We start from the raw sequence: 24,295 nt of genomic DNA on the forward strand, positions 1-24,295 counted from the left end.
AATTAACAAAATCATGATATTTTTGTTAGATAAACACGCACAGAAGTGTATTTTCTCCTTTTAAAGATAAAAAGACGCTCCCAGGTCCGTACACCAACCCACTCCAATGTTTAAAAATAAACGTTTAGTACTAAAGTACATATAACTTAAGGGGTGAACTGTATGTTAGATCAATTTTTGGTGTTCGTTGATAAGGTGAACGGCGTCATATGGGGGCCGGCGGCCTTAGTGTTTTTAGGTCTCGTCGGGATTTACTTAACCGTTGGTACGAAGTTCGTACATATTAAAAATTTCTTTAAAATTATTAAACAGTCGTTTAGTGGGTTAAATGACGATAAAGATGAAAAACAAGATGGCGACTTAACATCGTTACAGTCAATGTTTGTATCGTTATCATCTGTCATCGGTATGGGAAGTGTCGTTGGTGTTGCGAGCGCGTTAATTAGCGGAGGGCCTGGTGCACTTCTTTGGATGTGGATCGCTGCCTTTATCGGAATGGTGATTAAATACTCTGAGATTATTTTAATCGTCATGTTCCGTGAGCAAAAAAGCGACGGTACATATGTCGGAGGACCTGCGTTATACGTGCGTAAAGGTCTTGGCCTAAAATATTTAGGTGAAGTAATCGTTGTACTTATGGTACTTGTCTGTCTCGCGAGTGCGATGATTCAGTCTAACGTGACGGTGTCGAACATGACAAATATCGCGCCACACTTATCGAACTACCTGTATATCTTAGCAGCAGTTAACGTCGTGATTGTTGGGATTGTCATTGTCGGTGGTGTTAAACGTATCGGAAGTGTCGCAGAAAAACTCATTCCGTTTATGTCGCTTTTCTACATTATCGTCGCGACGATTGTGATTATTATTCACTATAAAGATATTATCCCTGCAGTCCAGCTTGTGTTTTCATCGGCATTTAGTCCGGCTGAAGCAGGTGCAGGATTTGCAGGTTACGGAATTATGAAAGCTATGCAGTATGGTATCGCGCGTGGATTTTTCGTTTCAGGAGCAGGGCAAGCAGTATTCACAGTATCTCACGCGCCAGCTCGTGTTAAAAATCCAGTCGAACAAGCAGTGTTTGGTGTAACAGAAGTATTTTTAGTCACTGTCGTCTGTACATTTACAGCGCTCGCTCTACTGACGAGTGGAGTTGAACTAGAAGGACAAGACGCGGGGATAATCGTTGCACAAGTATTCGGAGATATTTCTCCGATATTAGGTATCGCAGTTGGTATCGCGACGATTTTATTTGCATATAGTACTGTAATCGGACTTGGCTACGTCGGTGAATCGCAACTTTCGACAATTACTTCAACTAAGAAAGCGCGCATCTACCGCTATATCTTTTTAGTTGCAGTATACATTGGTGGAATCGGCGGATTAAAAGCCATTTGGGATTTAACAGACGTCTTCTTAGGACTTGTCATGTTCGTAAACTTAATCGTTATGCTTCTTTTAAGTAAAAAGATATTCAAAGCGAGCAATGATTACTGGGGAGATGAAGGACAAAGTAGCGGACTCACTGCAGGATGCAGCAAAAACAAAAAATAATTTTCAACATTACCATTTAAAGATAAAAAATAGCCTGTACTCGTTAAGGAAATTCTCCCAACGTGAGTACAGGCTGTTTTATTTATTTTTTGCGTTTTTTCTTCTTTGTATCGTCTTCACCGAGTACTTTGTCGACAACTTTTGCGACGACGATCGGTGCTAAAAATACAATTGCACGTTTGATTAATTTATTCATTCGTTTCTCCTCCTGACCGAGATACTATACTATACTCGTTTTCAAGGATTTTCAAACGTTTTAAATTTGGAAGAATTCTTGTAATCCTTCTTTTCTTAAACGTACACCGACGTAGAAGTCGCCGAACACACCGTAGCGTGCACTTGTTTCGTCGAATCTCATTTCGTAAATAATGTTTTTGAATTCGAGCATATCGTCAGATAATAGCATGACGCCCCACTCGTATAAGTCGAGTCCTTGTGACCCTAAAATGTACTGTTTAATTTTACCTGCGTATTTACGACCGATCATTCCGTGGTCTCTCATTAAATCACGGCGACGCTCGATTGGTAACATGTACCAGTTATCGTCGAGGTCACGTTTTTTATCCATCGGATAGAAACAGCAGTACTGTGCGTCCATTAATTCTGGATATAATCTGCTTCTTACATATGGGTTTTCGTACGGATCTTCGTCTGAATCTTTCGCGAGGTAACTCGACATTTCAATCGCTGAGAAGTACGAATACTCAGGGATTAAAAAGTCGCTAATTTTTAACTTGTTCAGTTCGTTTTCAAGCGCGTTTAACTCTTCAACTGTCGGGCGTAGGAACCAAAGTAAGATGTCTGCTTTTTGACCAGTAATGTTGTACATCGTGTGGTCGCCTTCTTTTTTCTCGCTGACTGCTTCGCTCTTTTCTAAGAACGTTTCAAACTCGCGAACGATTTCCTCTCTTTCTTCATCAGTAAGTATTCTTAACGCTGGCCAGTCTACGTTATATAAAAGATGTAAACTCCACCAGCCGTCTAAAGTTTTAACTGCTTCGCTCATTTATATCTCTCCTTAAAATATTTACCTAATTTTAGTGTACAGTCTGTTCGGCTAAATTCAAACACCAAATATCGAAAATTTGTGACAAAAGCAGTATAATATTGCTATGTAAAGAACTTTAGGAGAAAAGCCATTGCAAAACACCGTATTATTTTATCCAAAAGAGTATACTGAACATCCGTTTGATTCGTTTGCATATGACGACGTGCTTCAACACCTCGTATCAGAAGATGAAACACCCCGCGTCAGAAGCTGGGTGCATGACAACTTTATAATACTCGGTCTTCAAGATATGCGTTTAGAACATCTCGACGAAGGATTAAAAGTACTCCGTGAAAAAGACTATCACTACATCGTTAGAAATAGTGGTGGACTTGGAGTTGTGCTAGACGGTGGTGTGCTAAATGTATCGCTCGTCATTCCGAAAAAAGACGCTCCGTCGATCGATGACGGATATGATAAGATGCTTGAAATCATTCAAAAAAGTTTTCCGGAATTAGAAATTAAAGCGTATGAAATTGTCGGAAGTTATTGCCCGGGAAGTTATGATTTATCTGTCGACGGTAAAAAATTTGCAGGCATTTCACAGCGACGTATTAAAGAAGCGGTTGCTGTACAAATTTATTTAGCCGTAGAAGGATCCGGAAGTAAACGCGCTGAAGTAATGAAAGACTTTTATGACGTCTCTTCCAATCAACCAAGGTTAGACATGAATCCGGATGTGATGATTTCACTATCAGAACTGATAGACGGACTAACAGTGACAGACGCTGAAGAGAGAATTTTAAAAACGATAGAATCACTCTTTGGAAACATTCAAACAAGCGAGCAATTAACTAAAGACGCACTCGATTTTTTTAATAAACAACGTGAGCGCATGGTAGAACGAAACGAACGTTTGAACGATTGAGGTGATATCATTGGTTACCGATTATAAATACGAGCAACTCGAATCAGAAAAAGTGTTTAAAGACCCAGTGCATAGTTATATTCACGTGACAGACCGCATTATTTGGGATCTTATAAAGACAAAAGAATTTCAAAGGCTTCGCCGAATTAAACAACTCGGTACGTTATATTTCGCATTTCCGTCAGCTGAACATTCACGGTTTACACATAGTTTAGGCGTATATGAAATTGTTCGTAAAATGGTCGAGAACTTTTCACGATATGACAAATGGACAAAAGATGACCGGCTACTCGCTTTATGTGCTGCGTTATTACACGATGTCGGGCACGGACCGTTTTCACATTCGTTTGAAAAGATTTTCGGAACAGACCACGAAACGTATACTAAAAAAATTATACTCGGAGACACAGAAGTGAACCGTGTATTAAAGCGTGTTGACGAGTCGTTCCCTGAAGCAGTAGCGAGCGTCATCGCACATACTCACGAAAACAAACTGATTATCTCGATGATATCGAGTCAAATCGACGCAGACCGAATGGATTACTTGCAGCGTGACTCGTATGTGACAGGCGTTGAGTATGGTAAATTTGATATCGACCGTCTGCTTCGAGTGATGGTCCCTTCAAAAGATGAAGTACTCATCAAAGATAGCGGTATGCACGCAGTCGAAGATTATTTAATGAGTCGCTATCAAATGTATTGGCAAATATACTTCCACCCGGTATCACGTGGGGGAGAAGTGTTGCTGACACTAATTTTTAACCGTGCAAAAGAATTATACGAAAGAGGCTACGTCTTTAAACAGCCTCCGAAGTATTTAATCCCGTTCTTCGAGAAGCGTGAAACTGTTCATGATTATTTAATACTCGACGAGACTGTTATGAATTTTTATCTACAAGAGTGGGTGGAAGAGATCGATGAAATACTCAATGAACTTGCTGATCGGTTCGTGAACCGAAAATTATTTAATTACGTACCGTTTTACGATGGGTTTATTACGTATTCGGAATTAGAAAGTTTATTTGAAGCAGCGGGTATCGACCCTAAATACTTTTTACTTACAGATAAATATTCTGATATGCCGTATGACTACGACCGACCAGGGTCTTCGCGTCAGCCAATTCACATATTAAAAGAATCCGGAAGCATTCGAGAAATTAGTGCCGAATCTGTAGTCATACAAGCGATTACAGGGCTCGACCGGTCGAATGCGAAGTTATATTATCCAAAAGAGAAAGTAATGCGTATTAAAGATGATACAATTAAAAAGAAGATTTTAAACTTATTAAATGAGTTATCGTAAATAATGTTTAGGAGGATTAACTGTGTCAAAAAAACCAGGATTTCAATTTAACATTATAAAAAATGACGAGTTAGATGGTCATAAAGGTGCAATGATTATTGAAGACGTTGCGCCAGTGTATATCGATCTCACCGAGCAACGACCGTTCGTCGACATGGGTGGGCTTCACGGGCGTGCAAAACCGGAAAAGGGCGTCAAATGGTTCACAGATATGAGTGAAGCGTTAGAAGAAGAAGGCGAGCGTAATGATTATAATTTAATATGGATGGCTTTAGATAAAGACGAACGAGGTGTGTATTATAGCGGAGTGACGTCGTGTTACTTTATGACGAATAAAGTCGGACGTAGACGCCGCGGGTATAAAATGATGCACGAACACGTGAATAGTTTAGACCACGCAATGAAAGGACGTTATCGTCTCGAAGAGTTAGACGACAAAACAAAACAAACGTTAATCGAATTTTTAAAAGAACGCGATCCAGTCGCGTGGGAAAACTCAACAGAACTCCACGAGTACCTCGGTGTATAAATATTAATTTTCATTTGATTAATTCAAAAAGAAAAGGTACAATAATCTTTAGTTATATCAGATAACTAAGACACTAAAGGTGGAGCGATTGCTCTGCCTTTTTTTCTTTTATGTAACAGTCGTTTTAAAAAGAATCGACACTAAATTATGTTATAATTACTCATTATGGTGGTGACGAATTGTGTATCGATTAAAACAGACAATTAAACAAAAGAGTGGACGCAACAACTTTTCACAAACAGTTAAAGTCGAAAAGATTTTAAAAGGGAATCGCACGTTTTTAAAATACGATGAAATGCTGAACGGAGAGACTGTTCCAGTTATTTTAAGTATAGAAGATGACGTCGTGCGTATTATGAGAAGCGGTCCAGTGACGATGAAATTTCAATTCGTAAAAGGCAAGCTGACGGACACTGTCTATGAAACAGTCGCAGGACGCCACCGATTTAAAGTGTATACGACTGAAGTTAAAACGGCTGAAGACGAGGTCTTTATCTCGTATAAGTTATTTGAAAACGATGAAATACTAGGACATTATAAATATCATTTAAAGAAAGAGGCATAATATGGACTTAAAAGCGCATTTAGTAACGGTGATTGAAGACGCACTCAAACAATCCGAATTAGTAGAAGAAATTCCACACATTAAAATTGAAATCCCAAAAGATAAATCAAACGGAGATTTCTCAACGAATATCGCGATGGCACTGACGCGTACGTTAAAGCGTAATCCACGTGAAATCGCAGAGGAAATCGTTCAACATATCGATAAAGAAAAAGGCGATATCCGTGAAATCGACATCGCTGGACCAGGGTTCATTAACTTTAAAATGAACGAAGGCTCCCTCACTAAAATTATCGATGAAGTCCTCGATAAAAAAGAAAACTACGGACGTAGTGAGAAAAAAGACGTAAAAGTATTATTAGAATTCGTTTCTGCGAACCCAACAGGGTCACTCCACGTCGGTCACGCAAGAAACGCAGCAGTCGGTGATACGTTAGCAAATATTTTAGACTACGCGGGATACGATGTCACGCGTGAATACTATATAAACGACGCGGGGAACCAAATTCATAATTTAGCATTATCTATTAACGCAAGATACTTTGAAGCGTTCGGAGAGCCGTTAGAAATGCCTGAAGACGGCTACCGTGGTAAAGATATTAAAGCGATCGGAGAACGTCTAAAAAACGAACATCCTGAATATAAAGATTTAGATGAAAAAACACGTATCTCTAAATTTAGAGCGCTCGGTGTCGAATATGAAATGGCGCAATTAAAACAAGACTTACAAGACTACCGTGTATCATTTGATAACTGGTTTAGTGAAACGTCACTATACGAAAAAGGTGAAGTCGAAGAAGCGTTAGAAATTATGACGAAAAATGGTCATACGTATGAAGCAGATCAAGCGATCTGGTTAAGAACGACGGACTGGAAAGACGATAAAGACCGCGTCCTTAGAAAAACGGACGGTACATACACGTACTTCATGCCAGACATTGCGTACCATTACGACAAATTAAGACGTGGTTATGATTTATTAATCGACTTATTTGGTGCAGATCACCACGGTTACATTAACCGTATTAAAGCGTCGATTGGTGCGCTCGGTGAAGACCCTGAGAAACTACAAGTAGAAATTATGCAGATGGTCCGTTTAATTCAAGATGGCGAAGAAGTTAAGATGAGTAAACGTACAGGAAATGCGGTGACGTTAAGAGAGTTAATGGACTTAATTGGTGTCGATGCTGCACGTTACTTCTTAGCGATGCGTAGTGCAGACACGCCGTTTGATTTTGACTTAGATTTAGCTTTATCAGAGTCGAGCGAAAACCCGGTCTATTACGTTCAGTATGCACACGCGAGAATTTGTAGCATTTTAAAACAAGCAGAAGAAGCAGGATTTAACTTAGATAGAAGCAAATCACTAGACGTGCTCACGCACCCTCAAGCACTTGAGTTATTAAAGCAAGTCGGTAACTTTAAGCGTACGATCGAAAGTGCGGCTGAAGCCCGCGCAAACCATAGAATTACAAATTATATCGAAACCCTCGCATCAGAATTCCACAAATTCTACAACCAAGAAAAAGTGCTCGGCGAAGACAAAGAAAAAACATACGCGTATTTATTAATGATTGAAGCGGTACGTCAAACGATTGAAAACGCACTGACAATCATCGGCGTGAGCGCACCAAAATCGATGTAAAACTAAATATAAGTGAGGTATTTGTCTATGAAGCGTGTTTTATTACTAATAGCAATTTTTATGTTATCTGCATGTAGCCAAGAAGATGATTCGAGTTTACGTATCGTATCACTTATCCCGAGTAACACGGAAATCGTAAATGAGCTTGTCGGTACGGATTACTTTGTCGGTATTTCATCAGTAGACAATTATCCAGAGTCTCTAAATGACAGCGACATCGCAAAAATCGATACTTTTAACATCAACCCTGAAGAAGTAATTCAGTTAAAACCGACACATATTATTTCACACGAATCTATAAGTGAAAGTGCGAAAGCTGAAATTGACCAAATCATTGAAGCAACGAATGCAGAATTACTCGTCATTAACGATGCGAAAACGCTCGACGACGTATTTACGTCAATTAAACAGATTGGTGAGTTTTTAAATGTATCAGATAAAAGTGATGCACTCGTTGAAAAAATGAAAGATGAGCGTGAACAACTCATTGAACAATATAAAAATACCGATGAAAAAACAGCGTTTGTGTTAATCACTACGCCACCTGACATTTACGTCGCAGCCAATGATACGTTTATGAGTAGTGTGTTAAATGACATTAACATCGTAAACGTGTTCGACGACTTACAAGACTTCCCGATGGTCGATGTTGAAGCGGTCGTTGAAAGAAGTCCAGAGTACCTCATTTCTGCAACAGGTATTTCCAAAGAACAGGTGAGTCATGTCGTAAACGATGAGAAAGCATTTAAAGACATGCCGTTTACAGATGAAGAAAAATTATGTGTACCAAATGTCGATGAAATCTCTCGACCAGGTCCACGTATTCTTTCAGCGATGAAAGACATTGCGGAATGTGTCCATGAATAAACAATATGTAGCGCTTGCGAGTATACTCATTGGAGTTATACTCGCATCTTTAGTTATCGGGACAATCAACGTATTTGAAGGTCATTTTAATATCGTGTATAGTATTCGGCTTCCGAGAATTTTATTTGCGGTGCTTGGAGGGGCGGTACTGTCTATTTGTGGTGCGGTATTTCAAATTTTACTAAATAACCGTATGGCAGATAGTTTTACGCTCGGTATGGCAAACGGTGCAGTCATCGGTGCGGCAATCGCGATTTATATTAGTGCATCGTTTTACTTCATCCCGTTATTTGGTGTCGTCGCGGGACTCATCTCACTATTTTTAGTGCTTTTTATCGCAAAGCAAATCGATTCAATGTTGAGACCAGAAACACTCGTCATTACAGGTGTATTATTTTCGACGTTGTTAAGTGGTGTGTTATACATCATCATTATGCTCGATCCGACGAAAACGAAATCAATTGTACAATTTATGTTCGGTAGTTTTTCAGGTAGCCGGTATGAATATATTACGATTGTTTGTATTTGTTTTATCGTCAGCCTTGTTGTGTTATTTAAATCATCACGAGACCTCGACTTACTGACGCTTGGTGAATTGCGTGCATTTAGTCTCGGAGTAGATGTTTCTAAATTACGACTAAAGTTACTAATCGTAATGGCGATTCCGTCACTCGTATTACTCAGTTTTACAGGCATTATCGGCTTTATAGGAATCATCGTGCCACAAATGATTCAGTACATTCAACCAAGAAAAGCAAAAGAGTTGTTTATATTATCTGGGTTTTACGGTGCGATTTTACTCGGTGTGGTCGACACAATCGCGCGAACGATTTTGTCACCGATTCAACTTCCAACCGGCGTCTTACTTAGTATTTTTAGTGTGCCACTTATATTATTTTTAATGTATAAGAGATTTCTTCAAAAGACGATATAAAACATGATAAAATTATTTTAAAAGGGGAGAATCTTATGAAGCACATTTCAATCGAAGATATTTTTAACATCAAATCCGTGAGTGCGCCAAAGGCGATTCCTGGACATGGTGTGACGTATTACGTCACAACGATAAACGAAAAAGATAACAATTACGTCACGCATCTACACGAAGCGACAGAGCTCGGCTTAAAGCAGCTGACGTTCGATAAAGGACGCATCTCGCAAGTCGATCATTCTAACGACGGGAACTTAACGTTATTTGTCGCTAAAGGAGATAACGATAAGCCACAAATCTTTTTATTAAGACGTACTGGCGGGGAAAGAGAGCAGTTAACGTCTGAAGACGAGGGCGTATTAAACCCGCGTTTTTCTAGCGACGGCACGGCAGTATTTTATCATGTAAATGTTAAAGAAGAAGACGACAAAAAAGAAGACGATGATAAGAAAGACGACAAAAAGCAACCCGTACATATTACGAACATGAAATACAAAATCGACGGTGCACCAGGACCGTTTGGTTATGTACCTGAAAAGAAGCAAGTCGTTAAGAAAATAGATATCGACACACGTGAAGTTGAAACCGTTTGCTCTGGTGAAGCGGATTATTTGTTTATGGCAGAGTTATCTGACGGCATCATTTACACGACGAATGAAAGTGACGACCCGGACTTCAATTTTACGAACACGCTATACGTTCGTCGTAACGGCGAAGACAAAGTCGTAACGCTTCAAGACAAAACAGTTTACGGCGTTGAAGTATCAAAAGATGAAAAACACGCATTACTTTTAACGACAGATTATAACTATAAAAACGCAGCACACTTAACTATTGAGTTATTATCACTTGACGACTTTACGTTGACAGACGTCACTGGTAAACTCGACCGACCAACTGGGTCAGCAGTCGTTCAAGACGTTCAACAATCTGAAGAGTCGCACGTCGTTAAATTTGTATCGAACAAAGAATTTGTGTTCCTGCTGTCTGAAGACGGTGCAGTGAATCTTTATAAAGGGAACATCGACGGAGAAGTTAGACCGTTACTTCAAAGTGAGCACAACATTTTCGGAATGGACGCTAGTGATGATACGGTATATTTAACGATTTCAACACCAGTATCACCGAGTGAGTTATATCAGTTCGATTTAGAAACTGAAACACTGACGCAACTCACTGAAGTAAACAAAGAATTCGTCGACTCAAAGGAAATCGTTGAGCCAGAATCGATTCGCATTAACAGTTTTGACGATGAAGAAATTCACGGTTGGTTTATGAAGCCAGCTGGATTTAAAGATGGAGAAAAATATCCGCTCGTTGTGAACGTGCACGGTGGACCACACGCGTTTTACGCACATACATTCTTCCATGAAATGCAAGTGTTAGCAGGACTCGGATATGCAGTATTATTTACAAATCCACGTGGGTCTCATAGTTACTCTCAGAAGTTTGTCGATCACGTACGCGGAGACTACGGAAATACAGATTATAAAGATGTGATGGCGTCAGTCGATTACGTATTAGACACATACGATTTTATCGATGAAAATAGACTCGGTGTAACTGGCGGAAGTTACGGCGGATTTATGACGAACTGGATCGTTGGACATACAAACCGCTTTAAAGCTGCAGTAACGCAGCGTTCGATTTCAAACTGGATTAGCTTTAGAGGCGTATCAGATATCGGATACTACTTTACAGATTGGCAAATTCAAGCAGGCGTCGATGACATCGACACGTTATGGCACCATTCACCGCTTAAATATGTCGACAATGTAGAAACGCCGTTACTCATTTTACACAGTGAGTATGACTTTAGATGTCCAATCGAGCAAGCGGAGCAGTTATATATCGAACTTAAATATCGTAAAAAGACAGCGGAATTTGTTCGCTTCCCTGATGCGGACCATAACCTTTCAAGAACGGGTCTTCCACATTTAAGAGTTAAACGTCTTGAATATATGACAGATTGGTTTAAAAAATATTTAAATGAGGAGAATCATTAATGAACAAAAAAGCACATAGTCTTATAGAAACACTAGAAACGGATTACGCGATTATTACAAATCCGATGAACGTATTTTACTTTTCAGGGGCTAACCTTAGCCCACACGAGCGTCTACTCGCACTCATCATCGATAAAGAAAATAAACAATCGACGATTGTCTATCCAAAACTCGATGAAGAAACAGTGAAGAGAGATGCTACAGTAGACGTGTTAAAACCACATAAAGACGGTGAAGATGCATTTCAATATATATTTGAAAGCATTCCTGAAGGTAAAACGATTGGTGTTGAGGGCGATCATTTAACGTATGACCGATATAAACGTCTACTTGAAAAGTATGATGATGAAAACATCAAAGATATTTCAAATACGTTAAGCGAACTACGTGGTATCAAAAATGACGAAGACTTAGTACATCTACAAGACGCTGTAAAAATTACAGAAGACACACTCAAAGAGTTATACAATATTACTGTTGAAGGTAAAACTGAAATGGAAATTGCTGACTTTTTAGTTGCGGAATTTAAAAAGCGCGGTGCAGTTGGGCCATCATTCGGACCAACAGTGCTTGCAGGTAGTAAATCAGCACTGCCACATGGTGATTCAGGAGACCGTGTTATTAAAAAAGGTGACTTTTTACTGATCGACTTCGGTATCGTCACAAAAGAGAATTACGTTTCAGACATGACACGTACGTTTTTCATCGGTGAACCAGATGAAAAACAACGAGAAATTTACAACTCAGTATTAAACTCGAACTTAGCAGGTATTAAAGCGAGCACAGTCGGTACGAAGTTTAGTGACATCGACAAAGCGTCGAGAGACGTTATTGAAAACGACGGCTACGGAGAGTACTTTACGCATAGAGTCGGTCACGGACTCGGTCATGACTTACATGAAAGACCTTCTGTAGACGACAATAACCACGACGAACTAAAAGAAGGTAATGTTATTACGATTGAACCAGGTATTTACATCGAAGGATACGGCGGAGTCCGTATTGAAGACGCGATATTTGCATCAGAAGAAGGACCAATCGTCATAAACGAATTTAAAAAAGATATAGATTCAATGATTTTAAAATAGAGTGAGGGTAAATTATGGCTCAGAATACAAGAATAGAATCTGATTTCCTTGGTGAAAAAGAAATATCAAACGATGCATATTACGGATGTCAGTCGCTACGTGCAAAAGAGAACTTTCCAATTACAGGACATACGTTAAATATCGATTTAATTCGTGCATTAGCGATGGTTAAAAAAGCTGCAGCGATTGCAAACTATAAAACAGGCCAATTAGAAGAAGATAAAAAGAACGCGATCGTTCAAGCGTCTGAAGAGATTATTAACGGTGAACATATCGATCACTTTATCGTCGATTCGATTCAAGGCGGCGCTGGTACGTCAATGAACATGAACGCAAACGAAGTAATCGCAAACCGTGCACTAGAAATTCTCGGTAGAGAAAAAGGAGATTATGATTATATTTCTCCAAACAACCATGTAAATATGGCACAATCGACAAACGACGCAGTACCTACAGCAATTCACTTAGCGATTATGATGCGCGCAGAGCGACTGCTCGACGTAATCGAACATATGGAAGAAGCGTTTAAAGAAAAATCAATTGAGTTTGATGGCTACATTAAAATGGGGCGTACGCATTTACAAGATGCGATTCCAATTCGTCTCGGCCAAGAGTTTGGTGCATACGCTCGTGCGATTGGACGCGATAAAAAACGTATTCGACATACACTCGAAGATCTAAAAGAAGTAAATATCGGTGCTACAGCAGTTGGTACAGGTTTAAATGCGAGTGTTGAATATATCGAGCACGTCGTTAAAGAGTTAAGCGAAATTTCAGGGTATGACTTAGTTTCTGCAGATAACTTAGTCGACGCAACGCAGTTTACAGATAGTTATGTACAAGTATCTGCGAGCTTAAAGATCATGATGACGAATATGTCAAAAATTGCAAACGACATTCGTATGATGGCGTCTGGACCAAAAGCTGGTTTATATGAAATTAAATTACCAGGACGTCAACCAGGTTCATCGATTATGCCAGGTAAAGTGAACCCGGTAATGCCTGAGATGATCAACCAAGTGTCGTTCCAAGTATACGGAAATGACTTAACTGTATCACTCGCGTCAGAAGCGGGACAGTTCGAGTTAAACGTTATGGGACCAGTGCTCGTCTATAACTTATTACAGTCTATCGACATTATGCATAACGGATTTAAAGCATTCACAGATTACTGTGTTGTCGGAATTACGCCAAACAAAGAAATCATGGAAAACTACGTCAACGAATCACTCGGAGTCATCACGGCGCTCGTACCACATATCGGTTACAAGCAGTCATCAGAACTCGTAAAAGAAGCACTATTAACAGGAAAAGGTGTGCGTGAACTTATACTCGAGCACAGCATCCTCACAAAAAATCAGCTCGATCACGTACTCAACCCTTACGAAATGACAAATATCGGTATATCAGAATTACCAGAAGCATAGGGGAATGTTATATTCAATTGTATAAGATGACTTAACACTCAAAATGTGTTACAATGTGATACACGAAGGGGGAGTGTTTTAAATGCCTACAGTTACTGTTAGACTTAACAATGAAGAAAACAAGCTATTCAATGAATATGCAGAGATTCATGATATGCCTCTATCAACAATATTAAAAGAAACTCTTAAAGAGAAGATGGAAGACGACTACGATATGGCTTTAATCAAAGAATATGAGCAAAATGATAACACTTCTGAAGTCACGTATACACATGATGAAGTTAAAGATATCTTAGGTTTCTAATGAAATACCAAGTTATATACAGTAAAAGAGCAGTTAAAGAACTGAAAAAATTAGATAAATCTCAAAGTAAGCTTTTAATTAGTTGGATAGAGAAAAATTTAAAAAACACTGAAAATCCTAGAAAGCATGGTAAAAATCTAAAAGGTGTTCTAAATGAGTACTGGAGATATCGTGTAGGAAAATACAGAATAATATCTATTATTGATGATAATAAAATTATTATTAATATTATCTCGGTAGGTCATCGATCAAATATATATAAGTAATACAAAAATATGGCAAGGTCTAAATAAATTAGGCCTTGTCATTTTATTTCCTAAAAATAGTTGTAAAGGCTTACATTAAATATTATAATAGCAATATATTTATAAAACTTATGTTAGGGGGAATTCACATGGATTTTCTTGATAATTTGGTAGCGTTTTTATTAGATCTCGTATGGAGTAAACCTCTCGTTTATGGGCTTTTACTAACGGGGATTTTATTTACGCTTATGTTAAAGGTGTTCCAGTTGAGACACTTTAAGGAAATGGTCCGTTTAATGTTTAGAGGAGAAAACTCGCCGAAAGGGATTACAAGTTTCCAAGCACTTTCTCTATCACTAGCGGGACGTGTTGGTACTGGTAACATTGTCGGAGTATCTACAGCTATTTTCATCGGTGGACCTGGTGCGGTATTTTGGATGTGGGCAACAGCGTTTTTAGGTGCGAGTACAGCATTCATTGAATCGACACTCGGACAAATCTATAAACGTGAAGAACGCGGAGAATACCGCGGGGGACCTGCGTACTACATGGAGTACGGTATTAACAATAAGTTCGGTAAGATTTTAGGGATTACCTTTGCGATTGTAACGGTAATTGCAACAGGACTGTTACTACCAGGGGTACAATCAAACGCAATCGCGTCAGGATTACATAACGCATGGGGCATCCCACACTGGATTGTCGGAGCAGTTCTTGCGATTTTACTCGCTTTAATCGTATTCGGCGGATTAAAATCTATCGCAAACGTTGCAACAGCAATCGTGCCATTCATGGCAATTATTTATATTTTAATGGCAATTGTCATTATCGTAATTAACATTGCAGACGTACCTGCGATGTTCGCACTAATTTTTAAATCAGCATTTAACTTAGAAGCAACGTTCGGTGGTATTTTAGGTGCGATGATTGAAATTGGTGTAAAACGTGGTCTTTATTCTAACGAAGCAGGACAAGGAACAGGACCACACGCTGCAGCTGCTGCAGAAGTTTCTCACCCTGCAAAGCAAGGGTTAGTACAATCATTCTCAGTATATATCGATACGTTATTCGTATGTACAGCAACAGCGTTAATCATTTTACTCTCAGGAACGTATAACACAACAGACGGTCAAACGTTAGCAGACGGACGTCCTAGCTTACTATTTGATGGTGAAGTTTACGTTCAATCTGCAGATGGCTCAAGAGACTACTCAGGAACAGCAATGTACGTTCAAGCAGGGGTAGATAAAGCATTTGAAGGCGCATCATATGTCTTTGATCCAACATTTGCAGGATTAGGATCTAAATTCGTTGCGGTCGCATTATTCTTCTTTGCATTCACAACGATTTTAGCTTACTCATATATGGGAGAGACAAACATATCCTACTTAACTCGGAACTTGAGTGATAATGGTACAAAAGTTGCCATCAACTTTGTACGTGCATTACTCATCTTCGCGACAGTGTTCGGTACAATTCGTACGGCAGCACTTGCGTGGGACTTCGGGGACTTAGGTGTTGGTATGATGGCTTGGCTAAACTTAGTCGCAATATGGATCCTGTTTAAACCAGCCGTACGGGCACTAAAAGACTACGAGTCACAGATGAAAGAAAAAGGTTCTGGAAACTACGCGTTATATTCACCTTCTAAAGAAGAAGTACCAAACGCAGTATTCTGGCTACATGATTACCCAGAGCGTCTAAATAAAACAGGTGAAATTGAAACGTTTAACGAATGGAAAACAAATAAAAAATAATCGTATTTAAAATGAAGAGCTTGAACACAACAGAATGTTGTTTCAAGCTCTTTTTTCTATTCGTTTAAGTGTAATCGGTTCTTTTATCTTTTAAGTAAAACAATGATAAAATGAAAGTAATGATAATGGTGGTGATGATATGGATTTACGTGCGTTTTTTAAAACATATTATAAAGATGATATGCTGTACCGTGCACTCATTTGGTACAATACGGAGTTTTCTACGGTCGATGATTTTGTCGAATTTAAATTACAGAAACTAAATAATGGTGAAGAGATTCAGACGCTTTCTCATGCGCTATCTATGGCTGAAGTTAAGCTGGTAGAACGTTTAAAAATGGAGAATGAAGGTCAAGACATCATTTATGTTGAAGAGAGTGAAGAACTTCTTCCGTTAAAAGAGTTTCAGTATATCATCGATACATCTGAAGGCTCTGTTACTCATTTTGATATCATAAAGAAAATTTATGACACATTGCTCAGTGAAGATTTAATTAGTGATGTAAAGATGATGTTAGATGATAGCGATATTGAGACGCCGAGTGATATTTATAAATTAACACCGATTTACACAGGTAATATTTTATGGTTGTATGATAATTTAACGAGTCGACATTTACGAGATATCATTCGAAAATTAAATATCACACATTATGGATCGTATAAAGACAGTTTTATTGAAACAGTCGTGAACTATTTAACGACGAAAGAATATATATCGCACGCACTCAGTCTCTTACCAAACGAAACAGTGCTACAGTTAAAAGAAAATGCAGAGAAGAACATTCATGTGTATGACAATAAAACGATGTGGCAAGAAGCAAAGTCACTTGGGATTTTGGTACAAGTCCACCGCGATTATTTAGTCATGCATGAAGGCGTCTTAAATACTCTAAAAGACGTTGATATTAGCAGTATCACGTCGGTCGACGAAAGTAAATATTTTAACGGCTATGAATTATTATTAGTTATCGATCAAATACCATCGATTACGAGAAATGTCATTATTCCGACGCGTTTAAGCGGTCGAGAATTGATTGAAATTATAAAAGAGAGCTTTATTTGGAATAATAATGGAAGTTACATTTCGTTTAACGGGCAAAAGTTTTACGAAAATGGTGACGGTATAGATGCATCGTTTATACAAGTTGATGCTATGTTAAAAGCACATCCAATGTTTACGTTCCATTATAAAAGTGAAGAACTATATAAAGTGAATGTATCACTCATTAAAACCGTGACGACAGAACATTACGCACCGCGCGTGATTTCTCATTCAGGTGAGACTCCGATAGATAACGTTGGAGATATCGATAAAGTAAAATCGATGCTAGAAATACTTTCACGTCCAGACCATATCGACTATAACGTCGTGTATGAACGCGCACGTACAAGGAATTATCGAGAGCGTTATCCGATTACAGCAATAAACGCACATATCGCAAAAATCATCCACCAAGAACGACCGTATTACGAAAAGAGGAAAGACTAACATGGATCTCGCAACGTTTTACAACATGTATTTAACAGATGTTCATCTTAAAAAGATAGGTGAACAAGGGACGAATTTATATAAATTAATCGATGAAAAAATCGAAGAGGCAATGAGTTATCAATACTTATCGATACTATCAGAATCACTCACGCCAGACGAAATCGAGTTGATTACACGATTTTCAAACTTTCACCATGAGTCAAACGTACAAGTTGTGCCGTTTGATTTAGAAAAATATCCGTATCTAACTTTTAACCATCATCTATTATTTATAGGAGAAGGTGAAGGTGTCATTCATGAAGAAGTTATAGATGGGATATTACGAAGTTTTGGTAGACAAATTGAATTACCAACAGTAAGAGAAGATATCCACCTAAACAATGTCGATTTAAATCATGCGGAGTATACGACAGCGGTGAACTTATTTGAATATCCAATTATCGAATATTACAACATGCTCACTCGAGAAGAGCAGCTATATATGATCGCGAGTTATTTGAATATAGAATTCGAAGAAACAACAACACGATCACAATTAATTAATATGATCAGTAAACACTTAACAAATAGAGATGTCTTAAAATTAATATTAGAAACGATGGAAGAAAAAGAACGTCACGCATTTTTACAAAAAATCGAAGCGGGTGAAATTCTATTTACGATGGAAGAGTATCCGTGGGAAGAAGTGATGATTTCTGGACTCGTGATGCCATATCAACCAGGAATCGCGATTATTAACGCGTCGATTTATGATATTTTAAAAAATGCAAATTAGAAAAAACGGAGGGCATATTATGAGTCTTAAAGAGAAATTATTTAAAAAACTTGAAGAAAAAGAAAATAAGATGATCGACATCCGTCGTCATTTACACCAGTATCCGGAACTATCTTTTAAAGAAGAAAAAACAGCGCAATTTATAGCGGATTTCTATAAAGATAAAGACGTAAAAGTGACGACACATGTAGGAAATGGTTACGGAATTATCGCTGAAATTAACGGTAAAAATAAAGGAAAGACGATTGGACTTCGTGCAGATTTCGACGCACTACCAGTGACTGAAGAAACGGACTTGCCGTTTAAATCTAAAAATGAAGGTGTCATGCACGCGTGTGGTCACGATGCGCATACTGCGTATATGTTGATCCTTGCAGAATCTCTTTATGAGTTAAGAGATGAATGGGACGGTACGATTAAAGTTATTCATCAGCACGCTGAAGAGGTTCCGCCAGGTGGTGCGAAGTCTATTGTAGAATCTGGTATTTTAGACGATTTAGATGAAGTATACGGCGCGCACGTTTTCCCAATGTTCGACACAGGGGTCATCCAATTTGCGACAGGTAATGCGATGGCAGGATGCTCAAACTTTGATTTAGTCATTCAAGGAAGCGGAGGTCACGGTGGGCTACCACATAAAACGAGAGATGGACTCGTAGCGGCGAGTTATTTTATTACGAACATTCAAACGATCGTATCTAGAAATATGAACCCGTTAGATATGACGGTTATCTCAATTACTTCTTTCGAGGACGCTACTGGTGGTTATAACGTCGTACAAGACAAAGTAACACTCCGCGGAACAGTGCGTTATTTACAAGAAGAAAATAAAGAATTTATCTATGAAAGATTTAAAAATATGGTGAAAGGATTAGAAGTCGCATTTGATGTTAAGTGTGACTTAAACTATGACTTCCATTTCCCAGTGTTATATAACCATCCAAAAGAATCTGAACACGTTAGAGAGTTACTGAAAAATAGTATTGGAGACTATTTAACAGACGTACAAGTGACAGAACCACTTACAGGGTCTGAAGACTTTGCGTATTATTTACAAAAAGCACCTGGCACATATATTAACGTCGGTGCAAAACCAGAAGGCGTTGAACATGCATATCAAAACCATCATCCGAAATTTGAGATTAATGAACAAGCGTTACTCATATGTGCGAAGTCTATCGGAGAAATTACAGTAGATCGTATAGAGGCGTAATTATGAATGCTCAGGTTTTATCCTGAGCATTTCTTATATAGGAGGTAGATGGATATGACAGCAGTACTTGGTGTGCCGGGGACATATATCGCGTTTTTCTCAGCAAATATCTCTAACATGTGTTTGCCAGCCGCAGCGGCATCTCAAGATGCGGTCGGTGTTAAACCTGGGACAGACAAAGTAGAAATCGTCGCAACGCTCGGTATTAGTATGGCGAGCCTCGTTAACAAAATCATTTTAATACCTGTAATACTATTTGGATTATGGTTATTAACGATAATCCCAGAAAGCGTGCAGAATATATTCCCGTTTGTATTACCGGCAATATTCGGTGCAGTACTCGCACAATTTGCGATGAAATTCCCGCTATACGGAATATTCGCGCTCGCACTCGGACTAGCTGTACATGCGTTACCGATTTCTTTATTCTTAAAAATGTGACATGTATAATAATTGTTCTAACGATCATGATACTCAGAGAGCGCCGTAAAACTGTAGAGAAAGCGTAGGGGATGTAAAGCCAGCTCAATTTAGATGGAGAACTGGCTTTATGTCATGTGTGGATGACTATAGGTAGAATGTTCCGTACTTTATTAGAATAAATTAGGATAACTATCTTCAAGCGAAAAAAGGAACGTTATTACATATTGATACATAATAGATATATATATATAATAACGATATATAAACATACTCGGAGGAAGAAATGGAACAGACAATAGATTTAGAAGATTTATTTAAAATTATTAAGAAAAACTTTTTTTCAATTGTAGCTTTACCATTATTATTTGGAATCATTGCGTTACTGATTTCTATGTATTTAATTACACCAAAATATGAGTCGACGACTCAATTACTGGTCAACCAAAAAGAGAATGAGAACTCGATATTAAGTCAGCAAGTTCAATCAAACTTGAAGCTGATTCAAACGTATTCAGAGATTATTAAAAGTCCACGTATTTTAGATGAAGTTTCAAATCGTCTAGATAATAGGTATACGACTACAGAAATTCAAAATATGCTAAATATTTCAAGTCAGTCGGACTCTCAAGTGTTAAACATCAGTGTTAAGAGTGAACACAGTGAATTATCAAACACGATCGCAAACACAGTCGCAGAAGTCTTCAGTGAAGATGTAGAAAACATTATGAATGTCGACAACGTGTCAATTCTTTCTGTTGCAGAAGGAAATGGAGAACAAGTAGAACCGAGAACACTAGTTAATGTCGCGGTTGGTATGTTTGTAGGATTTATACTTGCTGCGCTTATCATCTTTTTAAAAGAGGTACTCGATAAACGTATTAAAAATGAAGATGACGTTGCAGAATACTTAGATTTACCAGTGCTCGGTAGTATAGAAAAGGTGAAATAGTTATATGGCTAAGAAAAAGAAGACAATAAACCCATTAGAAACATATGAAAATCCGAAGTCTGTTTTAAGTGAGAAGTTCAGAGGGATTCGTACAAATATTACGTTTTCAACGCCAGATGGCAACGTGAATGCTATCGTAATCATAGCAGAACGACCAGATGTAGGAAAGTCATCAATTAGTGCGAATACTGCAATTACATATGCACAATCAGGAATGAAGACGTTAATTATTGACGGAGATATGAGAAAGCCTACTCAACATTATCTGTTCCAAGAGGCGAATGCACGTGGACTATCTACAGCAATCGTTGAAGGAGAGCCTATTGAACACTACGTCATACCGACTCGTGTAAATAACTTAAGTTTACTTACAGCGGGGCCAATACCACCGAACCCGTCAGAGTTAATTGCTTCAGAACGTTTTAAAGAAATATTTGAAGAGTTAAAGACACAGTACGACATGATTATTATAGATACACCGCCGATTCTAACAGTAACGGATGCACAGCTATTTGCTAAACTAACAAATAACGCAGTACTCGTTATAGATGCGAGTCAGAACAATCGTAATGAGGTAATGCGAGGTAAAGAACTAGTGGAAAAGTCAGGCGCGAGAATACTTGGTGTTATTTTAAATAAAGCGACGATAGATCAGTCTACAAGCAGTTACTACTATTATTATGGAGAAGAGTAATGATAGATATACATTCACATGTTTTAGTTGGTATTGATGATGGACCTAAAAATTTAGAAGATGCGATTGAACTTTTAAAGCAAGCAAAAAATGAAGGTGTAACGGATATTATCGTTACACCTCATCATTTACATCCGAATTGGGATAATGAAGCAAAAAATGTTTATGAAGGACTCGAATTTCTTAATGTTCAAAAAGAAGTTCAAGATATCGGTATAAATTTACATCCTGGACAAGAGATAAGAATTAAAGATGAATTGTTTAAAGAGTTAGATTCGAATCAGGCAATTGCTTTAGCGAACTCTCAATATATCTTAATTGAATTACCATCAGGTCATGTACCGTCTTCAACGAAGCAGATAATATTCGAATTACAAAAAAGAGGATATACACCAATCATCGCTCATCCAGAAAGAAATAAGGCGATCGCAAATGATTTGAAACTATTATATGAACTCGTTAACAGTGGAGCACTCGCTCAACTGACGACAACATCATTAAACGGTGGCTTAGGGAAGAAGCTTCAACAAGTGAGCTTACAAATGATTGATTATAATTTAGTTCATTTTATAGCATCCGATGCACATAACGTAGACAGTCGTCCGTTTATAATGGATAGTCTATTTAGAAATAAGAAACTAAAAGCATATCATGATGAATTGAATCAAATGATCAAAAATGCTGAAAGTCTTTTAAATAAAGAAAGAGTTTATACGAACCGACCACAAGAGCCTACACAACGTAAAAAGTTTTTAGGCATTTTTTAACGTGAAAGGAGATTCTCATGAAGCCACCATCTATTAAATTTAGAATTTTTCTATTAATGCTTATAGATTCATTAATAGTGACATTTTCAATTTACTTAAGTTATTACATACTAGAGCCTTATTTTGAAGGTTACTTGCTTAGCAAACTTTTATTAACCGCCGGAATTTTACTAGTCAGTCATCATGTATTCTCTGCTGTGTTTAATTTGTATCATCGAGCATGGGAATATGCAAGTGTAAACGAATTGCTACTCATTGTAAAAGCTGTTTCAGCTTCTATGATATCGACGATGATATTAGTATCATTATTTACACAGAGTCCCCCATTTTTTAGATTATATTTTATAACATGGATGATGCACCTTCTATTAATTGGAGGCTCAAGACTTTCATGGAGAATCATAAGAAAGCAATTTTTATCAGATAAAGATATTGAGAAAATACCAACACTTATCGTAGGTGCAGGTAGAGGTGGATCCTTACTCATACGTCAAATGCTTACAACTCCTTATATGGGAATGGAGCCAGTAACGGTAGTAGATGATGATTTAAATAAGCAAGGAATGTCTATAACGACAGGGATTAAAGTACAAGGGACAGGAGAAGATATTCCTTCGCTTATATCAAAATATAAAATTAAAAAAGTGATTATTGCGATACCTTCATTAAAAAATAATCGATATAATGAAATTGCAAAAAAATGTGAAGGTATGGGTGTAGAAGTATTAAGAATGCCGAATATCGAGGAAGTAATGTCTGGTCAGCTAGAAGTTAGTCAACTAAAGAAAGTAGAAGTGGAAGACTTACTCGGAAGAGAACCGGTAGAACTAGACACAGCAATGATTTCAAAACAATTAACAGGGAAGGTAGTACTCATCACAGGCGCAGGTGGGTCTATTGGTTCAGAGATTTGCAGACAAATATGCAAGTTTGGACCGGAAAGAATTATCCTTTTAGGACACGGTGAGAACAGTATATACTTAATACATAGAGAACTCACTGAGCAATATGGAGAAGCAATCGACATCGTGCCAATAATTGCTGACATTAAAGATAAAGAGCGAATGGAAAAAGTTATGGAGAAATATAAACCATTTGCAGTTTACCATGCAGCAGCCCATAAACACGTACCACTTATGGAATACAACCCAGAAGAAGCGGTACAAAACAACATCTTCGGAACGAAATATACCGCAGAAGCGGCCAAAAAAACAGGCGTAAGAAAATTCGTGATGGTTTCAACAGACAAAGCAGTAAACCCACCAAACGTCATGGGTGCAACAAAACGTGTCGCAGAAATGATTGTTCAAAGCTTAAATGATGAAGACAGTACGACAGACTTTGTCGCAGTAAGATTTGGAAACGTACTTGGTTCAAGAGGATCAGTAATCCCACTATTTAAAAAGCAAATAGAAGCGGGTGGTCCAGTGACAGTGACGCATCCAGAGATGACGAGATACTTTATGACGATACCAGAAGCGGCACGACTTGTACTACAAGCAGGTGCACTAGCAGAAGGTGGAGAAGTGTTCGTTCTAGATATGGGAGAACCTGTAAAAATAGTAGATCTTGCGAGAAAAATGATCCGTTTAAGTGGTTATAGTCAAGAAGAGATTGGTATCGAGTTCACTGGTATTAGACCCGGTGAAAAACTGTTTGAAGAGCTGTTAAATGAAGACGAAATACATCCAGAGCAAGTGTATGAGGGGATTTATAGAGGGAAAGTAGGAACTGTAACGACTGATGAAGTTAATGTTTTTCTTGAAGATTTAAAGGAATCTTTCACAAAAGAGAAGATAATTAATTATGCTAATAACTCAAAATCCCATGCATAGAAAAGGT

General features: G+C 38.1%; 23 protein-coding genes. 22 read left to right on the forward strand and 1 reads right to left on the reverse strand.

Annotation, left to right across the window (positions count from 1 at the left end; translation table 11 throughout):
• The first annotated feature begins 162 nt into the window (after positions 1-162).
• Entirely contained in the window at positions 163-1,554 is a 1,392-nt protein-coding gene (locus tag HMPREF2767_RS01300) for an alanine/glycine:cation symporter family protein (RefSeq protein WP_070622286.1), read from the forward strand.
• Between the two features lie 256 nt (positions 1,555-1,810).
• Here the strand turns inward: HMPREF2767_RS01300 and hemQ are convergent, their stop codons facing one another.
• Positions 1,811-2,560, reverse strand: a complete 750-nt coding sequence (gene hemQ, locus HMPREF2767_RS01305; RefSeq protein WP_070622290.1) for a hydrogen peroxide-dependent heme synthase — start codon at positions 2,558-2,560, stop codon at positions 1,811-1,813.
• A 133-nt stretch (positions 2,561-2,693) separates the two neighbouring features.
• On the opposite strand from hemQ, the gene HMPREF2767_RS01310 reads away from it, so the two are divergent.
• The 21 genes from HMPREF2767_RS01310 (at position 2,694) to HMPREF2767_RS01410 (ending at position 24,288) form a co-directional block, all read left to right on the forward strand.
• Entirely contained in the window at positions 2,694-3,470 is a 777-nt protein-coding gene (locus HMPREF2767_RS01310) for a lipoate--protein ligase family protein (protein ID WP_070622292.1), read from the forward strand.
• A gap of 10 nt (positions 3,471-3,480) precedes the next feature.
• Complete coding sequence (locus HMPREF2767_RS01315) at positions 3,481-4,773, forward strand: HD domain-containing protein (RefSeq protein WP_070622294.1); 1,293 nt, start codon at positions 3,481-3,483, stop codon at positions 4,771-4,773.
• A 22-nt stretch (positions 4,774-4,795) separates the two neighbouring features.
• Positions 4,796-5,302: a YwhD family protein gene (locus HMPREF2767_RS01320; RefSeq protein ID WP_068129460.1), complete on the forward strand. Its 507-nt coding sequence runs from the start codon at positions 4,796-4,798 to the stop codon at positions 5,300-5,302.
• 181 nt (positions 5,303-5,483) lie between these two features.
• Entirely contained in the window at positions 5,484-5,867 is a 384-nt protein-coding gene (locus HMPREF2767_RS01325) for a YwiB family protein (RefSeq protein ID WP_070622296.1), read from the forward strand.
• A 1-nt stretch (position 5,868) separates the two neighbouring features.
• Positions 5,869-7,512, forward strand: a complete 1,644-nt coding sequence (argS, locus tag HMPREF2767_RS01330; protein WP_070622298.1) for an arginine--tRNA ligase — start codon at positions 5,869-5,871, stop codon at positions 7,510-7,512.
• Positions 7,513-7,539: 27 nt separating this feature from the next.
• Positions 7,540-8,379 (forward strand): ABC transporter substrate-binding protein, encoded by an 840-nt coding sequence (locus tag HMPREF2767_RS01335; protein WP_070622300.1) that lies wholly within the window; start codon positions 7,540-7,542, stop codon positions 8,377-8,379.
• Positions 8,372-9,313, forward strand: a complete 942-nt coding sequence (locus tag HMPREF2767_RS01340; protein WP_070622302.1) for a FecCD family ABC transporter permease — start codon at positions 8,372-8,374, stop codon at positions 9,311-9,313. The genes HMPREF2767_RS01335 and HMPREF2767_RS01340 overlap by 8 nt, the downstream gene beginning before the upstream one ends.
• Before the next feature lie 35 nt (positions 9,314-9,348).
• A complete protein-coding gene (locus HMPREF2767_RS01345; protein WP_070622304.1) occupies positions 9,349-11,316 on the forward strand; it encodes a S9 family peptidase in 1,968 nt (655 codons plus the stop codon).
• Entirely contained in the window at positions 11,316-12,404 is a 1,089-nt protein-coding gene (locus HMPREF2767_RS01350; RefSeq protein ID WP_070622306.1) for a M24 family metallopeptidase, read from the forward strand. Before HMPREF2767_RS01345 ends, HMPREF2767_RS01350 begins: the two co-directional genes overlap by 1 nt.
• A gap of 14 nt (positions 12,405-12,418) precedes the next feature.
• Positions 12,419-13,831, forward strand: a complete 1,413-nt coding sequence (gene aspA / locus HMPREF2767_RS01355) for an aspartate ammonia-lyase (protein WP_070457938.1) — start codon at positions 12,419-12,421, stop codon at positions 13,829-13,831.
• Positions 13,832-13,913: 82 nt separating this feature from the next.
• Positions 13,914-14,135, forward strand: a complete 222-nt coding sequence (gene relB, locus HMPREF2767_RS01360; RefSeq protein WP_068129445.1) for a type II toxin-antitoxin system RelB family antitoxin — start codon at positions 13,914-13,916, stop codon at positions 14,133-14,135.
• Complete coding sequence (locus HMPREF2767_RS01365; protein ID WP_068129443.1) at positions 14,135-14,401, forward strand: type II toxin-antitoxin system RelE family toxin; 267 nt, start codon at positions 14,135-14,137, stop codon at positions 14,399-14,401. The genes relB and HMPREF2767_RS01365 overlap by 1 nt, the downstream gene beginning before the upstream one ends.
• A gap of 128 nt (positions 14,402-14,529) precedes the next feature.
• Complete coding sequence (locus HMPREF2767_RS01370) at positions 14,530-16,137, forward strand: alanine/glycine:cation symporter family protein (protein WP_070622308.1); 1,608 nt, start codon at positions 14,530-14,532, stop codon at positions 16,135-16,137.
• Between the two features lie 139 nt (positions 16,138-16,276).
• Positions 16,277-17,629: an IS1096 element passenger TnpR family protein gene (locus HMPREF2767_RS01375; protein ID WP_070622310.1), complete on the forward strand. Its 1,353-nt coding sequence runs from the start codon at positions 16,277-16,279 to the stop codon at positions 17,627-17,629.
• Between the two features lies 1 nt (position 17,630).
• Positions 17,631-18,407, forward strand: a complete 777-nt coding sequence (locus tag HMPREF2767_RS01380) for a hypothetical protein (RefSeq protein ID WP_070622311.1) — start codon at positions 17,631-17,633, stop codon at positions 18,405-18,407.
• Positions 18,408-18,426: 19 nt separating this feature from the next.
• The gene (locus HMPREF2767_RS01385; RefSeq protein ID WP_070622313.1) at positions 18,427-19,620 is read left to right on the forward strand and encodes an amidohydrolase; all 1,194 of its coding nucleotides are present in this window, start codon (positions 18,427-18,429) and stop codon (positions 19,618-19,620) included.
• Between the two features lie 54 nt (positions 19,621-19,674).
• Entirely contained in the window at positions 19,675-20,061 is a 387-nt protein-coding gene (locus tag HMPREF2767_RS01390; RefSeq protein ID WP_148128984.1) for a hypothetical protein, read from the forward strand.
• A 265-nt stretch (positions 20,062-20,326) separates the two neighbouring features.
• Entirely contained in the window at positions 20,327-20,992 is a 666-nt protein-coding gene (locus HMPREF2767_RS01395; protein ID WP_070622317.1) for a YveK family protein, read from the forward strand.
• A gap of 4 nt (positions 20,993-20,996) precedes the next feature.
• Positions 20,997-21,686 (forward strand): CpsD/CapB family tyrosine-protein kinase, encoded by a 690-nt coding sequence (locus HMPREF2767_RS01400; RefSeq protein ID WP_070622319.1) that lies wholly within the window; start codon positions 20,997-20,999, stop codon positions 21,684-21,686.
• Positions 21,686-22,453 (forward strand): tyrosine-protein phosphatase, encoded by a 768-nt coding sequence (locus tag HMPREF2767_RS01405; RefSeq protein ID WP_070622321.1) that lies wholly within the window; start codon positions 21,686-21,688, stop codon positions 22,451-22,453. The genes HMPREF2767_RS01400 and HMPREF2767_RS01405 overlap by 1 nt, the downstream gene beginning before the upstream one ends.
• Positions 22,454-22,470: 17 nt before the next feature.
• A complete protein-coding gene (locus HMPREF2767_RS01410) occupies positions 22,471-24,288 on the forward strand; it encodes a polysaccharide biosynthesis protein (RefSeq protein ID WP_070622323.1) in 1,818 nt (605 codons plus the stop codon).
• The last annotated feature ends 7 nt before the right edge of the window (positions 24,289-24,295 follow it).

This window comes from Nosocomiicoccus sp. HMSC067E10, from assembly GCF_001810835.1.
In the GTDB taxonomy this organism is placed as follows: domain Bacteria; phylum Bacillota; class Bacilli; order Staphylococcales; family Salinicoccaceae; genus Nosocomiicoccus; species Nosocomiicoccus ampullae_A.

Coding starts and splice junctions, on each gene's coding strand:
- HMPREF2767_RS01300 (WP_070622286.1), top strand. CDS start 163: ATGTTAGATCAATTTTTGGTGTTCGTTGATAAGGTGAACGGCGTCATA.
- hemQ (WP_070622290.1), bottom strand. CDS start 2,560: ATGAGCGAAGCAGTTAAAACTTTAGACGGCTGGTGGAGTTTACATCTT.
- argS (WP_070622298.1), top strand. CDS start 5,869: ATGGACTTAAAAGCGCATTTAGTAACGGTGATTGAAGACGCACTCAAA.
- HMPREF2767_RS01335 (WP_070622300.1), top strand. CDS start 7,540: ATGAAGCGTGTTTTATTACTAATAGCAATTTTTATGTTATCTGCATGT.
- HMPREF2767_RS01340 (WP_070622302.1), top strand. CDS start 8,372: ATGAATAAACAATATGTAGCGCTTGCGAGTATACTCATTGGAGTTATA.
- HMPREF2767_RS01345 (WP_070622304.1), top strand. CDS start 9,349: ATGAAGCACATTTCAATCGAAGATATTTTTAACATCAAATCCGTGAGT.
- HMPREF2767_RS01350 (WP_070622306.1), top strand. CDS start 11,316: ATGAACAAAAAAGCACATAGTCTTATAGAAACACTAGAAACGGATTAC.
- aspA (WP_070457938.1), top strand. CDS start 12,419: ATGGCTCAGAATACAAGAATAGAATCTGATTTCCTTGGTGAAAAAGAA.
- relB (WP_068129445.1), top strand. CDS start 13,914: ATGCCTACAGTTACTGTTAGACTTAACAATGAAGAAAACAAGCTATTC.
- HMPREF2767_RS01365 (WP_068129443.1), top strand. CDS start 14,135: ATGAAATACCAAGTTATATACAGTAAAAGAGCAGTTAAAGAACTGAAA.
- HMPREF2767_RS01370 (WP_070622308.1), top strand. CDS start 14,530: ATGGATTTTCTTGATAATTTGGTAGCGTTTTTATTAGATCTCGTATGG.
- HMPREF2767_RS01375 (WP_070622310.1), top strand. CDS start 16,277: ATGGATTTACGTGCGTTTTTTAAAACATATTATAAAGATGATATGCTG.
- HMPREF2767_RS01380 (WP_070622311.1), top strand. CDS start 17,631: ATGGATCTCGCAACGTTTTACAACATGTATTTAACAGATGTTCATCTT.
- HMPREF2767_RS01385 (WP_070622313.1), top strand. CDS start 18,427: ATGAGTCTTAAAGAGAAATTATTTAAAAAACTTGAAGAAAAAGAAAAT.
- HMPREF2767_RS01390 (WP_148128984.1), top strand. CDS start 19,675: ATGACAGCAGTACTTGGTGTGCCGGGGACATATATCGCGTTTTTCTCA.
- HMPREF2767_RS01395 (WP_070622317.1), top strand. CDS start 20,327: ATGGAACAGACAATAGATTTAGAAGATTTATTTAAAATTATTAAGAAA.
- HMPREF2767_RS01400 (WP_070622319.1), top strand. CDS start 20,997: ATGGCTAAGAAAAAGAAGACAATAAACCCATTAGAAACATATGAAAAT.
- HMPREF2767_RS01405 (WP_070622321.1), top strand. CDS start 21,686: ATGATAGATATACATTCACATGTTTTAGTTGGTATTGATGATGGACCT.
- HMPREF2767_RS01410 (WP_070622323.1), top strand. CDS start 22,471: ATGAAGCCACCATCTATTAAATTTAGAATTTTTCTATTAATGCTTATA.